Source organism: Pseudomonas sp. PI1 (assembly GCF_000812405.1).
Classification (GTDB): Bacteria; Pseudomonadota; Gammaproteobacteria; order Pseudomonadales; family Pseudomonadaceae; genus Pseudomonas; species Pseudomonas citronellolis.
The window spans coordinates 31,361-45,129 of the sequence record NZ_JWMC01000045.1 but is presented as its reverse complement, the minus strand read 5'-3'; the positions used below and the strand labels follow the sequence as shown (position 1 = coordinate 45,129).

13 protein-coding genes and 1 pseudogene are annotated in these 13,769 nt (G+C 68.9%); 9 read left to right on the top strand and 5 right to left on the bottom strand.

Going from position 1 to position 13,769, the window contains the following annotated elements; all coding sequences use genetic code 11:
* Positions 1–147 precede the first annotated feature (147 nt).
* The 6 genes from RN02_RS15165 to pcaC all read left to right on the top strand — a co-directional run bounded on the left by RN02_RS15165 (position 148) and on the right by pcaC (position 5,283).
* A complete protein-coding gene (locus tag RN02_RS15165) occupies positions 148–1,020 on the top strand; it encodes a helix-turn-helix domain-containing protein (RefSeq protein ID WP_043272423.1) in 873 nt (290 codons plus the stop codon).
* The gene (gene pcaQ / locus RN02_RS15160) at positions 1,017–1,946 is read left to right on the top strand and encodes a pca operon transcription factor PcaQ (protein WP_043272424.1); all 930 of its coding nucleotides are present in this window, start codon (positions 1,017–1,019) and stop codon (positions 1,944–1,946) included. Before RN02_RS15165 ends, pcaQ begins: the two co-directional genes overlap by 4 nt.
* Before the next feature lie 120 nt (positions 1,947–2,066).
* Positions 2,067–2,786, top strand: a complete 720-nt coding sequence (gene pcaH, locus RN02_RS15155; protein WP_009618056.1) for a protocatechuate 3,4-dioxygenase subunit beta — start codon at positions 2,067–2,069, stop codon at positions 2,784–2,786.
* Between the two features lie 11 nt (positions 2,787–2,797).
* Positions 2,798–3,403 carry a protocatechuate 3,4-dioxygenase subunit alpha gene (gene pcaG / locus RN02_RS15150; protein WP_009618058.1) on the top strand — a complete coding sequence of 202 codons (606 nt, stop codon included), beginning with the start codon at positions 2,798–2,800 and terminating at the stop codon, positions 3,401–3,403.
* A gap of 105 nt (positions 3,404–3,508) precedes the next feature.
* The gene (locus RN02_RS15145) at positions 3,509–4,858 is read left to right on the top strand and encodes a 3-carboxy-cis,cis-muconate cycloisomerase (protein WP_043315161.1); all 1,350 of its coding nucleotides are present in this window, start codon (positions 3,509–3,511) and stop codon (positions 4,856–4,858) included.
* A 29-nt stretch (positions 4,859–4,887) separates the two neighbouring features.
* Positions 4,888–5,283, top strand: coding sequence for a 4-carboxymuconolactone decarboxylase (gene pcaC / locus RN02_RS15140; protein ID WP_043272426.1), 396 nt, complete (start codon positions 4,888–4,890; stop codon positions 5,281–5,283).
* A 661-nt stretch (positions 5,284–5,944) separates the two neighbouring features.
* Here the strand turns inward: pcaC and RN02_RS15135 are convergent.
* Positions 5,945–7,351: a DUF2252 domain-containing protein gene (locus RN02_RS15135; protein WP_043272427.1), complete on the bottom strand. Its 1,407-nt coding sequence runs from the start codon at positions 7,349–7,351 to the stop codon at positions 5,945–5,947.
* Between the two features lie 171 nt (positions 7,352–7,522).
* Between RN02_RS15135 and RN02_RS15130 the strand changes: the two genes are divergently transcribed.
* Positions 7,523–8,617 carry a DUF1615 domain-containing protein gene (locus RN02_RS15130; RefSeq protein WP_043315274.1) on the top strand — a complete coding sequence of 365 codons (1,095 nt, stop codon included), beginning with the start codon at positions 7,523–7,525 and terminating at the stop codon, positions 8,615–8,617.
* A 22-nt stretch (positions 8,618–8,639) separates the two neighbouring features.
* On the opposite strand, the gene RN02_RS15125 is transcribed toward RN02_RS15130, so the two are convergent.
* From RN02_RS15125 to RN02_RS15110, 4 genes are all read right to left on the bottom strand, one after another.
* Positions 8,640–9,233 carry a GNAT family N-acetyltransferase gene (locus RN02_RS15125; RefSeq protein ID WP_043315159.1) on the bottom strand — a complete coding sequence of 198 codons (594 nt, stop codon included), beginning with the start codon at positions 9,231–9,233 and terminating at the stop codon, positions 8,640–8,642.
* A gap of 62 nt (positions 9,234–9,295) precedes the next feature.
* Positions 9,296–9,970 (bottom strand): polysaccharide lyase family 7 protein, encoded by a 675-nt coding sequence (locus RN02_RS15120; RefSeq protein WP_043315158.1) that lies wholly within the window; start codon positions 9,968–9,970, stop codon positions 9,296–9,298.
* A gap of 175 nt (positions 9,971–10,145) precedes the next feature.
* Positions 10,146–11,186 carry an aldo/keto reductase gene (locus tag RN02_RS15115; RefSeq protein ID WP_043315157.1) on the bottom strand — a complete coding sequence of 347 codons (1,041 nt, stop codon included), beginning with the start codon at positions 11,184–11,186 and terminating at the stop codon, positions 10,146–10,148.
* 138 nt (positions 11,187–11,324) lie between these two features.
* The gene (locus RN02_RS15110) at positions 11,325–11,762 is read right to left on the bottom strand and encodes an Lrp/AsnC family transcriptional regulator (protein ID WP_043315156.1); all 438 of its coding nucleotides are present in this window, start codon (positions 11,760–11,762) and stop codon (positions 11,325–11,327) included.
* A 134-nt stretch (positions 11,763–11,896) separates the two neighbouring features.
* Between RN02_RS15110 and RN02_RS15105 the strand changes: the two are divergent.
* Positions 11,897–12,781: pseudogene (locus tag RN02_RS15105) on the top strand (DMT family transporter); the annotation flags it as partial.
* A 96-nt stretch (positions 12,782–12,877) separates the two neighbouring features.
* A complete protein-coding gene (locus tag RN02_RS15100; protein ID WP_009618073.1) occupies positions 12,878–13,279 on the top strand; it encodes a hypothetical protein in 402 nt (133 codons plus the stop codon).
* Positions 13,280–13,769: the final 490 nt, after the last annotated feature.

Below are 13,769 nucleotides of genomic sequence, written 5' to 3'. Positions count from 1 at the left end.
GTCGCGGGCCGGGGCCTGGTCTTAGGCACGCCCCCTGGCCGCATAGTTGTTATTGGCACCTGCATTTTTGGTGGATGAATCGCCGCGCAGAAGGCAATATCCAACAGATAACCTGGATTTTTCGTGGATAGCCCCGGCGGCCTATAAATGCACAAGACGCCCGCTTCGAATCCGGTCCCGGTGTTCCAGCTCTACGGCGAGACCCACGCCTGGCCGACACCCGACCCCCTGCACTGCGAGACCATCCCGTCGCGCAGCAGCCTCTACGACTGGGAGATCCGCCCGCACCGCCACGCCGACCTGGTGCAGCTGCTCTACGTGCGCGCCGGCGAAGCCGAGCTGGAAGTGGAGGGCAGCGTCACCCGCGTGCGCGAGGCCACAGTGCAGGTCTCGCCGCCCCTGTGCGTGCACGGTTTCCGCTTCACCGCGCAGATCGACGGCTACGTCCTCAGCCTGGCCCAGCCCTTCGCCGAGGAACTGCTGCGCCAGTTCGACCGCGCCGTGCTGGAGCAGCCGCAGTGCTACGCGGTGGGCGAGGACGAGCGCTACCTGAGCACCCTGTTCGACTCCATCGAGCGCGAATACGCGCGCCAGGAGCCGGGCCGCGAGCTGATGCTGCGCTCGTTGGTCAGCGCCCTGCTGGTGTGGCTGGGCCGCCGCCACCTGCAGGCCAGCCACGCCGCCAGCGCCGCGCCGGACCGTGGCCGCGAGCACCTGCAGGCGTTCCGCCGGCTGGTGGAGAAACACTTGCGCGAGCACCTGCCGATCGAGCGCTACGCCGAGCGCCTGGGCATCAGCGCGGCGCACCTCAACGCCCTGTGCCGGCGCCTGGCCGGCGTCTCGGCGCTGCAGCTGATCAGCCAGCGCCTGCTGCTGGAGGCCAAGCGCAACCTGGTGTACACGGACATGACCGTGCAGGAGGTCTCCGACCAGCTGGGCTTCTCGGAGCCGGCGTACTTCTCGCGATTCTTCAAGCGCGGCACCGGGCAGTCGCCCAGGGCCTTCCGGGGTAACCGATGAACATCGACTCACGCATCAAGTTCCGCCACCTGCTGTGCTTCCTCGAAGTGGCCCGCCTGGGTAGCCTGGCGCGCGCCGCCGACCGCCTGGCGGTGAGCCAGCCGGCGGTGTCGAAGACCCTCAAGGAGCTGGAAGAGGTGCTAGACGCCAGCCTGTTCGAGCGCGGCAAGGGCGGCGCCGTGCTGACCGAGGCCGGCATCGCCTTCCTGCGCTATGCCGGGCCCTGCGTGCAGGCCCTGCGCGACGGCGTGGAGAGCCTGCGCGGCGGCGAATACGCGGCCAGCAGCGCGCGCCTGGGCGTGCTTTCCACCGTGGAGGGCGCCTTCCTCCCGGAAGTGGTGCGGCGCCTGCACGCGCGCCACGGGGCGCTGGTGGTCAGCGTGGTCACCGGGCCCAGCGCGCACCTGCTCTCGCAACTGCGCGTCGGCGAGCTGGACCTGGTGGTCGGGCGCATGACCGACAGCCCGCAGATCCAGGGCCTGACCTTCGAGCACCTGTACAACGAGCCGCTGACCCTGGTGGTGCGCGCCGGCCACCCGCTGCTGGGCCGGCCGCTGGACGCGGCGGAGCTGGAGGAATACCCGCTGGTACTGCCGACCGCCGGCACCACCATCCGCAAGCGCGTCGACAGCCTGTTCGTCGAGCACGGCCTGCGCCAGTCGTCGCGGCGCCTGGAAACCCTCTCGCTGAGCCTGAGCCGGCGCTACGTCGACGACAGCGACGCGGTCTGGATGGCGCCGCTGGACGCGGTGCGCGCGGCCCTGGGCAAGGGCGAGCTGGCCGAGCTGGCGCCGCAGTTGCAGGAGGCCGGCGGCTCGGTGGGCATCTGCAGCAACGCCTCGCTGCCGCTGTCCCTCGGTGCGCACTGGTGCCAGGAGGTGCTGCGCGAGGTGGGGCAGGAATACCGCGAAGGGGTTTATCCATAACCATTTGGTTAAGGGTGGCGGGCAGCTTTTCAATTTTCCTGCGCGCCGAGCTGGCGGAAACTGCGGAGCACATGCCTGATGCTCTACAGGCTCCTATAACTCCAACAACAGGAGACCGCCATGTCCGAAGTGGACAACAGCCGGTTCGTCATCCGTGACCGCAACTGGCACCCCAAAGCCCTCACCCCCGACTACAAGACCTCCGTCGCCCGCTCCCCGCGCCAGGCGCTGGTGAGCATCCCGCAGTCGATCTCCGAGACCACCGGCCCGGACTTCTCGCACCTGAAGTTCGGCGAGCACGACAACGACCTGCTGCTCAACTTCAACACCGGCGCGCTGCCCATCGGCGAGCGCATCGTCGTTCACGGCCGCGTCGTCGACCAGTACGGCAAGCCGGTGCCCAACACCCTGGTGGAAATGTGGCAGGCCAACGCCGGCGGCCGCTACCGGCACAAGAACGACCGCTACCTGGCGCCGCTGGACCCTAACTTCGGCGGCGTCGGCCGCGCCATCACCGACAGCGACGGCCGCTACATCTTCCGCACCATCAAGCCCGGCCCCTACCCGTGGCGCAACGGCCCCAACGACTGGCGCCCGGCGCACATCCACTTCTCCATCAGCGGCCCGTCCATCGCCACCCGGCTGATCACCCAGCTGTACTTCGAGGGCGACCCGCTGATCCCGATGTGCCCCATCGTCAAGTCGATCGCCAACCCCGAGGCCGTGCAGAGCCTGATCGCGCGCCTGGACATGGGCATGGCCAACCCCATGGATTGCCTGGCCTACCGCTTCGACATCGTCCTGCGCGGCCAGCGCCAGACCCACTTCGAGAATCGCTGAGGAGGTTCGCCATGCCCGTTCAACTGCTCCCCGAAACCCCCTCGCAGACCGCCGGCCCGTACGTGCACATCGGCCTGGCCCTGGAAGCGGCCGGCAACCCGACCCGCGACCTGGAAATCTGGAACCAGATGGCCAAGCCCGGCGCCGCCGGCGAGCACATCCTGCTGCTGGGCCACGTCTACGACGGCAACGGCCACCTGGTGCGCGACTCCTTCCTGGAGTTCTGGCAGGCCGACCACGAAGGCAACTACGACAGCCGCTACGACGCCGAGAAGGCGTTCAACGGCTTCGGCCGCACCGCCACCACCTTCGATGCCGGCGAGTGGACGCTCAAGACCATCAAGCCGGGCGTGACCAAGGCCGCCGACGGCCGCCCGCAGGCGCCGCACATCAACGTGTCGCTGTTCGCCCGTGGCATCAACATCCACCTGCAGACGCGCCTGTACTTCGAGGACGAAGCCGAAGCCAACGCCAAGGACCCGGTGCTCAACCTGATCGAACAGGCGCCGCGCCGCGAGACCCTGGTGGCCCGCCGCTGCGAAGTGAACGGCCAACTGGCCTATCGTTTCGACATCCGCATCCAGGGCGAAGGCGAGACGGTGTTCTTCGATTTCTGATGCGTTCCGGCGCCTGAACGGGCGGGCCGCGCGAGCGGTCCGCCCGTCGGCGTTCACGGCATGGCGTAGGCTGTGCCTGATGACGAAGAAAACTGGAGCCCTTGCGTGAGCAACCGACTTTTCGACGCCTACTTCACCCAGCCGGCGATGCGCGAGCTGTTCTGCGACCGCGCGCGCCTGCAGGGCATGCTCGACTTCGAGGCCGCCCTGGCCCGCGCCGAGGCGCGCTGCGGGGTGATCCCGGCCAGCGCGGTGGCGCCCATCGAGGCCGCCTGCCGCGCCGAGCTGTACGACTTCGACGCCCTGGCCACGGCCATCTGCAGCGCCGGCAACTCGGCCATCCCCATGGCCAAGGCGCTGGGCCGCCAGATCGCAGCGACGGACGCGGAAGCCGAGCGCTATGTGCACTTCGGCGCCACCAGCCAGGACGCCATGGACAGCGGCCTGGTGCTGCAACTGCGCGCCGCCGTCGGCCTGCTGGAAGACGACCTGGCGCGGCTGGGCGCGGCCCTGGCCGAACAGGCGCGCCAGCACGCCGACGTGCCCATGGCCGGGCGCACCTGGCTGCAACACGCCACCCCGGTGACCCTGGGTATGAAGATCGCCGGCTGGCTCGGCGCGGTCACCCGCCACCGCGAGCGCCTGGCCGAACTCAAGCCGCGCCTGCTCAGCCTGCAGTTCGGCGGCGCCTCCGGCAGCCTGGCGGCGCTGGGCGACGACGGCTTCGCCGTGGCCGAGGCGCTGGCCGAGGAACTGCGCCTGCAACTGCCGGAACAGCCCTGGCACACCCAGCGCGACCGCCTCGTCGAATTCGCCGCCTGGCTCGGCCTGGTGGCCGGCAGCCTGGGCAAGCTCGGCCGCGACCTCAGCCTGCTGATGCAGACCGAGGCCGGCGAGGTCTTCGAACCTTCCGCGCCGGGCAAGGGCGGCTCCTCGACCATGCCGCACAAGCGCAACCCGGTGGGTGCCGCCGTGCTGATCGGCGCCGCCACCCGCGCGCCGGGCCTGGTGGCGACCATGCTGAGCGCGATGCCCCAGGAACACGAGCGCAGCCTCGGCCTGTGGCATGCCGAATGGGAAAGCCTGCCGGAGCTTTGCTGCCTGGTCTCCGGCGCGCTGCAGCAGGCGCTGCTGGTAGTGCCGGGCCTGGAAGTGGACGCCCAGCGCATGGCCCGCAACCTCGATCTGACCCGCGGCCTGGTACTGGCCGAGGCGGTGAGCATCGCCCTGGCCCGGCGCATCGGCCGCGACGCCGCGCACCACCTGGTGGAGCAGTGCTGCCGCCAGGCCGTGGCCGAAGGCGCGCACCTGCGCCAGGTGCTGGGCGGCAACGCCGAGGTCTGCGCGCAATTGAGCGAAGCCGAGCTGGACCGACTGCTGGACCCGGCCCACTACCTGGGCCAGTGCCGCCGCTGGGTGGAACGCGCCCTGGAAGAACACGCGCGCCTCGGCTGAGGCGCGACAGACAAGCGAGAGAGAACCCGATGGACGAGAAACAACGCTACGAAGCCGGCATGCAGGTCCGCCGCGCGGTGCTGGGCGACGCCCACGTCGACCGCAGCCTGCAGAACCGCACCACCTTCAACGAAGAATTCCAGGAAATGATCACCCGCCACGCCTGGGGCGACATCTGGACCCGCCCCGGCCTGCCGCGCCACACCCGCAGCCTGGTGACCATCGCCATGCTCATCGGCATGAACCGCGAAGGCGAACTGAAACTGCACCTGCGCGCCGCCCGCAACAACGGCGTGAGCCGCGAGGAGATCAAGGAAGTGCTGCTGCAAAGCGCGATCTACTGCGGCATCCCGGCGGCCAACGCCACCTTCCACCTGGCGGAGGAAGTGTGGAACGAGCTGGGGACGGAGTCGCTGGAGGGGTGAGCCCGATCTAACGGCGTATAACCGCGAACGGCCCTACGCTATGGCGCTTTTCGTAGGAGCGAGCTTGCTCGCGAATGGTGTCTACCTTCGGCGATGGAGTATCAGAGGGATTCCGGCCCCCTCTCCCCAGCCCTCTCCCTGAAGGGAGAGGGGGCTTGTCCGTGCCGAGAGGAGGAATGGTTTCAGCCGGTAATCACTGTGCTAGCCGGCTAACGCCGAAGTATCAGTATCTGCCCAACGGTCCCCTCTCCCTTCAGGGAGAGGGTTAGGGAGAGGGCGTTCTTGAGGATGCGCTCCGGACCTCCCGGTAGAACTCCATTCGCGAGCAAGCTCGCTCCTACAACCACCAATCCCCTCACGGCATCCGATCCGCCACGAAATCCGCCTTCGAACGCACCTCCAACTCCGCAACTGCCGGCTAACTCCAGCGTTCCCGTTTCTGCCCAACGGTCCCCTCTCCCTTCAGGGAGAGGGTTAGGGAGAGGGCGCTCTTGAAAATGCACACCAAACCTGCCCGGTAGAACTCCATTCACCAGGCGTAGGGCGGATAACGTTCCACGTTATCCGCCGTTTGGCCTTGGTTCCCGGCGGCTCCGAGGCTGACCTTGGCGTTGGCTGTGGCTTCGGTGTATCGGCGTATAACCGCGAACGGTTATACGCCCTACGGCATCCGATCCGCGACGAAATCCGCCTCCGAACGCGCCTCCAGCTGCCCCTTGCGGCAAGCGCGCTGGAAGCGCTCGAAGTCCCGCTCGTTCTGCAGCGCGTAAGCCTTGGCGTAATGCACCAGCGCATCGTTCAGCGCATCGCTCTTGCCGATGTAGCCGGCGATCCGCGCCGCCTGGCCGCCGGACTTGGCGTGGGCGCAGGCCAGGGCCCGGCCGCACACGCGGGCGTAGGCGAGGAAGGCGTTTTCGTCGAAGGTCTCCAGTTCCGCCGAGACCTTCATGTCGCGCAGCTGGCGCACGTAGAAGTGGCGGCCGCCGGGGCCGGTGGTCCAGCCGAGGAAGAGGTCGCTGGCCGACTGCATCAGGCGCTGGCCGTCCACCACCCGCTGGCCCTGGTGGCGGGTGCGCAGCTTGCTGCGCACGTAGCCGGACAGCACCGAGGGGCGGGCTTCCTTGAACTGCAGGAACAGCGGCTGCTCCTGGGGATCGGTGAGCAGCGCCACCAGGCAGCGGGTGCCGACGCTGCCCACGCCCACCACCTTGAACACCAGGTCCTGCACCTCGAAGCGGTCCAGCAGGTCGCGGCGGTCGGCCTGCAGGGTGGCGCGATAGTCGCGCATGAAGGTGTCGTGCAGGTCCTGCCAGTGCTCCAGGTCCATCCAGTCGTCGTCCTTGTCCAGCAGCGAGGTCGAGGCGTGCAGGTGGAAGATTTCCGGCAGGTCGTCGCGGATCTGCAGGCGGCCCTTGGCGTCGCGCTCGGCGATCTTCGGCAGCAGCTCGGCGTGGGTGCGCCGGTTGGCCTTCTCGATGGCGCGCTGCACGTGCTCGCGCAGGTCCTTTTCCTTCTCCTGCTCCAGCGCCACCTCGTAGTCGATGCGCCCGTACCACAGCTCCAGGGCGCCCATCTCGGCGCACTCGGCCATGTTCTGCTGGTAGGAGGCGACCAGCTCGTGGCAGGCGTTCTCTTCCACGCTCTCGCCGTGGCGCAGGTCGCGGGCGGCGATGAGGAAGCTCGCCACCAGGCGCTTGAGGTCCCATTCCCAGGGGCCGGGGTGGACCTCGTCGAAGTCGTTGACGTTGAACAGCAGGTTGCGCTCGGGGGAGGCGAAGCCGCCGAAATTCATCAGGTGGCAGTCTCCGCAGATCGGCAATTCCATGCCCATGTCCGGGGTGCCCGAGAGGTCGTGGGCCTGGAGCAGGGCGCTGCCGCGGAAGAAGGTGAAGGGCGACACCAGCATGCGCCCGTAGCGCAGCGCCACCAGCGACTGCACGCGGCCGGCGCTGGAGGCCTCGATCAGCGGCAGCGGGTCGCGGTCGATTTTCCCGGGTTCGGAGTGGCTGCTGCGCGGGCACTTATCGCGGGCGTCCTTGCCCTGCTTGCGGAGTTCCTTGATGTCCATCGTTCACCTCCAATCCCGGGGCCATGAGTTCGAGCTTAGAGGCTGGCCAGGGGCCTGCAAGTCGGCGCCTTGGGCTGGCCTGGAAAGGGCATTTCTGCGATGGTCGCGGCGTCTCGTCGTCAGGAAGCGTCCATGTCCGCCATCGCCATTGTGCTCGCCCGTCCCGCCAAAATGCCCTGGCGCGCCCTGGGCATCGCCCTCGGCCTGCTGGCCCTGGCCGGCTGCAGCTCGCAGTCCGCCCGCCAGGCGCCGGAGCCGACGCCGGCGCAGGTGCGCGCCACCCTGGCGCAGTTGCTGCCGGCCAAGGTGAGCGACCGCAGCGGCTGGGCCACGGACATCCAGGCGGCCTTCGCCGCCCAGCGCATCCGCCCGAGCACCGAGAACCTCTGCTCGGTGCTGGCGATCACCGAGCAGGAGTCCAACTTCCAGGCCGACCCGCAGGTGCCGGGCCTGGGCCGCATCGCCCGCGGCGAGATGCAGAAGCGCGCCGCGCGCCTGCACGTCCCCAACTTCCTGCTCGAAGCCGCCCTGGCGCTGAAGTCGCCCACCGGCAAGAGCTACAGCCAGCGCCTGGCCACGGTGCGCAGCGAGCGCGAGCTGAGCGCCATCTTCGACGACTTCATCGGCATGGTGCCGCTCGGCCAGCAACTGTTCGGCCGCTTCAACCCGGTGCGCACCGGCGGGCCGATGCAGGTCAGCGTGGCCTTCGCCGAGCAGCACGCCGAGGGTTACCCGTACCCGCTGAAGGGCAGCGTGCGCCAGGAAGTGTTCAGCCGCCGCGGCGGCATGTACTTCGGCATCGCCCACCTGCTGGGCTACCCGACGGACTACCAGCGGCCGCTGTACCGCTTCGCCGACTTCAACGCCGGCTGGTACGCCAGCCGCAACGCCGCCTTCCAGCGCGCCGTGAGCCTGGCCACCGGCATCCCGCTGGCGCTGGACGGCGACCTGATCCGCTACGACTCCAGCGCCGCGGGCGCCACGGAGCTTGCGGTGCGCACCCTGGGCCCACGCCTGGGCCTGAGCGACAGCCAGATCCGCCGCGACCTGGAACAGGGCGAGCACGCCGAATTCGGCGAGACGAAGCTCTACGCCAAGGTCTTCGCCCTGGCCGAGAAGAACGAAGGCAAGCCGCTGGCCCGGGCGGTACTGCCGGGCATCACCCTGCACAGCCCGAAGATCACCCGCAACCTCACCACCGCCTGGTTCGCCCAGCGCGTGGACGAGCGCTACCAGCGCTGCCTGGCGCGGGCGGGGAAGGGTTGAGATAGCGCACGTCGCGTGACGCTCAGGCGCGGCCCAGGCGCGCCAGTAACGCGGCCTTCACCGCCGGCCATTCGTCGTCGATGATGCTGAAGCGCACCGAGTCGCGCTTGCGCCCGTCGGGCATGATCCGTTCGTGGCGGACGATGCCCTCCTGCACCGCGCCCAGGCGCAGGAGGGCGGCGCGGGACTTCTCGTTGAGCACGTCGGTGGTGAACTGCACGCGCACGCAGTGCATGACTTCGAAGGCGTATTCCAGCAGCAGGAACTTGGCCTCGGTGTTGATCGCCGTGCGCTGCGCCGAGGCGGCCAGCCAGGTGTGGCCGATCTCCAGCTTGCGGTTGGCGCGGTCGATCTTCCAGAAACGCGTGCTGCCGACGATGCGCCCGCTGTGCCGGTCGCGGATGGCGAAGGGCAGCACCGTGCCGGCGTCGCGCCCGGCCAGGGCCTTGTCCAGGTAGGCGTCGATGCTGCCCGGCCCCGGCACCACCGTGACCTTGAGCTTCCACAGCTCGCCGTCGGCCGCCGCGGCGAGGAGTTCGCCGGCCTGTTCGCGGGCCAGGGGCAGGAGTTCGGCGTGCTCGCCGGTGAGGCGTGGCTGGGGCTCGGGGGCGGTCATGGCGGTTTCCTTGGCTGGGCCCCCGAGCTTGCCGCGTCCGGGCGCGGAAGCAAAGCCGCACGCTAGACGTGGCTCAGCTGCAGGTCATGGATGATGCACACCGAACCGTCCGTGGCCAGGGTGGCGCTGGTGTAGTCGACCTGGTTGTACACCCCGCCGTGGAAGTCGAAGGCGTGGCCGGCCCAGTCCGGGTCGAGGGTCATGGGCGCGAGGTCGGAGGTGCGCCCGTCGCAGCTGGCCTGCACCGTGATCACGGCCGAGGCGGTGGCGTGGATGAGGATGCTGAAGCGCGCGCCCAGCGGCACCTTGTCCAGCACCGTGCTGTTCACCGGGTCGGGCTGGTCGAAGTGCTGACGAAAGCCCAGGGTGATCTTGCCCTTGTTCCAGAACACCTTGACCACCGGGCTGTCGTCGTTGAGCACGTGCATCTGCGAGATCACCACCTTCTGCGCCGAGTTCACCCGCGTCAGCGTCATCTCCTGGCGGTTGCTGTGCTCGCGCGCGCTTTCCAGCAGCCAGTACTTCGCCTCCTTCCATTCGCAGCGGGTGCGCTGGGTGCTCTTGCTGGATGCGCCGAGGGTCGGCGCGGTGAACTGCACGCTGCCGTCGGGCTGGCGCGTGACCAGCTCCGGGTACTGCTGCAGCGCCTGGCTGCCGGGGATCTCCAGGGCCACCGGGTTGGTGGCCGAGCGGGGGACGGGCAGGCCGATGGTCAGGTTGTCGATGTTCACGCTCATGTCGTCAGTCCTCTGCTGTGGGAAGGGCGCAAGCGAAAAGGCAGGCGCGGGGCCTGCCTGATGGATGCGACTGACGACGGCGGCGAATGCTCAGGATTTCCGCATGAGCGGTAGGCCGGGGCAGGGCGCCGGGGTGGCCGGGGCCCTGCCCGCGAATCGCGCGCAGAGCGCCTGCTCAGCGCCCGCCCAACTGGCCGCGGCGGTATTCGCCCTGGCGCTCGAGCATCCAGCCGGGGTACTCGGCCGGCAGCGCGCTGACCTGGGCGAGGGTGGCCAGTTCTTCGGCGCTCAGCTCGACCTGGGTGGCGGCGATGTTGTCCTCGAGCTGCTCCAGGCGCTTGGCGCCGATGATTACGCTGGTCACCGCTTCCTGGTGCAGCAGCCAGGCCAGGGCCACCTGCGCCACCGACGCGCCCTTGGCCTCGGCGATGCCGCGCATGGCGTCGATGCAGTCGTAGGCGCGTTCGCGGTTCACCGGCGGGAAGTCGAACTGGGTGCGCCGGCTGCCGGCCTCGGCCTCGACCTCGCGGCCGTACTTGCCGCTGAGCAGGCCGCCGGCCAGGGGGCTCCAGACCATCAGGCCGATCTTCTCGCTGCGCAGCAGCGGCACCAGTTCGCGCTCCAGGTCGCGGCCGGCGATGCTGTAGTACGCCTGCAGAGACTCGAAGCGGGCCAGGCCGAGGCGCTCGGCGGTGCCCAGGGCCTTCATGATCTGCCAGGCCGCCCAGTTGGAGACGCCGACGTAGCGCACCAGGCCCTGGCGCACCAGGTCGTCGAGGGCGCGCAGGGTTTCCTCGATCGGCGTGGCCGGGTCGAAGCCGTGCACCTGGTAGAGGTCGATGTGGTCCAGTTGCAGGCGCTCCAGGCTGGCCTGCACGCCGCCGGCGATGTGGTAGCGCGACAGGCCGCGGGAGTTGGCGCCGCGGGTGCCGGTCTCGCCGAACACCTTGGTGGCGATCACCACGTCCTCGCGGGGCACGCCGAGGTTCTTCAGGGCCTGGCCGGTGATGACCTCGGAGCGGCCCTCGGAATACACGTCGGCGGTGTCGATGAAGTTGATGCCGGCCGCCAGGGCCGCGCCGACCAGCTGCTCGGCCTCGGCCTGCTGTAGCTTGCCGATCTGGCTCCACAGCTGGCCTTCGCCGCCGAAGGTCATGGTGCCCAGGCAGAGTTCCGAGACGAACAGACCGGTGTTGCCGAACTTTCTGTAGCGCATGGCGAGCAATCCTCGGGAAGGGGCAGGGAAGGCGCCGCTGCCTCGCGCAGCGGCGGACGCCACCAGTATGGGCGCCGCGCCCAGGAAGGACGGCGCTCGATGCTGCCGCATTCTTGCCTATTGCTGCCGGCGCCCGCCTCAGGCCATGGGCGGCAGGCGGCGCTTGACCGGGGTCTTCTTGACGATGGCGGTGCTGGTCTCGGCGTAGGCGTTGAGGCGGTCGAGCAGAGTGTCCAGTTGCTCCATGTCGCGCACGCACAGGCGGGCGACGAAGCAGTCGTCGCCGGTGATCTTGTCGCACTCGGTGAACTCGGGGATGGCCTGGATCTGCCGTTCCACCTCGTGCAGCCGGCCGGGCAGCGGGCGCACGCGGACGATGGCCTGCAGCAGGTAGCCGAAGGCCTTCGGGTCCACCTCCAGGGTGTAGCCGCGGATCACCCCGCGTTCCTCCAGCTTGCGCAGGCGTTCGCCGACGCTGGGCGCGGAGAGGCCGCTGACCTGGGCCAGGGCCTTGAGCGACAGGCGCGAGTCTTCCATCAGGGCGGCGATCAGCAACTGGTCGATTTCGTCGGTCATTTTCGGCTCGTTAGGCGATTGCGGGTGGATGCCTTGATAGTAAAGGCGATATTTGGCGGATGCCTTCCGTTTGCGATGGAGGGGCGGGGTGGCGCCTTGTCATGCTGTAGGCACACCTTGCAGGAGGAAGCCCCATGGACAAGTCCCTTCAACGCGGCACCCTGGAGATGACCGCGGCCATGCTGATCTGCGGCACCATCGGTTGGCTGGTGCTGGTGTCCGGCCAGCCGGTGCTGGACGTGGTGTTCTGGCGCTGCGTGTTCGGCGCCGCCACCTTGCTGGTCGCCTGCGCCCTGCTCGGGATGCTGCGCCCGGGCGTGCTGAGCCTTTCCGCCTTCGGCCTGGCGCTGCTCAGCGGGGTGGCCATCGTCGGCAACTGGGTGCTGCTGTTCGCCTCCTATTCGCGGGCGTCCATCGCCATCGGCACCGCGGTGTACAACACCCAGCCCTTCATGCTGGTGTTGCTGGCCGCGGTGTTCCTCGGCGAGAAGCTCAGTGCGCGCAAGCTCGGCTGGCTGGCGCTGTCCTTCGCCGGCATGCTGGCCATCGTCAGCGCCCACGGCAGCGGCGGGCCGGGCAGCGACTACCTGGGCGGCATCGCCCTGGCCCTGGGCGCGGCGCTGCTGTATGCCTTCGCGGCGCTGATCGTCAAGCGCCTGCAGGCGGTGCCGCCGCACCTGATCGCGCTGGTGCAGGTTTGCAGCGGCGTGCTGCTGCTGGCGCCCCTGGCCAATCTCTCGGCGCTGCCGCAGCAGCCGTCGGCCTGGGCCTGCATGGCCACCCTTGGCATCGTCCATACCGGGCTGATGTACGTGCTGCTCTACGGCGCCATCCAGAAGTTGCCGACGGCGCTGACCGGCGCGCTGTCGTTCATCTACCCGGTGGCGGCGATCCTGGTGGACTGGGTGGTGTTCGGCCACCGCCTGGACCTGGCGCAGTGGCTGGGCGTGGCAGCCATCCTCCTGGCCGCGGCGGGCATGCAGCGCGACTGGGGGCTGCCGCGGCGGTTGGCTGCGCGCTTCGCATTGCGTGGGACGGATTACGGAAAGCGCTGGGGCGTGGGAATTTTTCCACGGGCGCCGACTCAAACTCCCACCAAGTCACGCCATGGGTGAATGATGAACTACAAGCTGTTGCCAATGATCGGTGTCGCGGTGCTGCTCGGCGCCTGCGGCGGCAAGGAGGCGGAGGTGTGCGCCAGCAAGGACATGCGCGACCAGTTGGTGAAGGTGTTCACCGACGGCCCGCTGTCCGGCCGCGGCGACCTGCTCAAGGACGTGGAGCTGCGCGACGCGGCCATCCTCGAGAAGGACCCGGACAGCGGCGTGCTCGAATGCGTGGCCACCTTCCGCGTGCCGGTGGGCCAGCAGGTGGTGCAGGGCCCGCTGGAATACCGCATCGCCCCGGCGGCCAAGTCCGATCATGACTACCTGCTGCTGTTCACCAAGAGCGAGCGGGCGTTGGCGCTGGCCGATCGGATTCAGCGGGTGTTCCCCGCGGCGGGGACGTCGCAGTGATGATGGGAGTGTAGGAGCGAGCTTGCTCGCGAACCTCCTGGCGGTTGCGGTGTATTCGGTTGACTCCGTTCCCTCACCCCAGCCCTCTCCCGGAGGGAGAGGGGGCCGTTTGGCGTGAGTGGTAAATCCAGAGTCAGCCTGAAATGCCTGTCTGTCCCTGCGTTCGCGGGAATGGTGAAGGTAGGAGCGAGCTTGCTCGCGAAGGGTGCTTCCTTGCGACTGCGGTGTATTCGGTTGACTCCGTTCCCTCACCCCAGCCCTCTCCCGGAGGGAGAGGGGGCCGTTTGGCGTGAGTGGTGAATCCAGAGTCAGCCTGAAACGCCTGTCTATCCCAGCGTTCGCGAGAGTGGCGAAGGGGAAGGATGGTGCCTGACCTCCAGGCCGCTCAGGACAGCCCCCTCTCCTGCTTGCGGGAGAGGGTTGGGGAGAGGGTGCTCTTGAGCCTGGCACCTGCGCCACCGGCAGCTTCCATTCGCGAGCAAGGACCAGG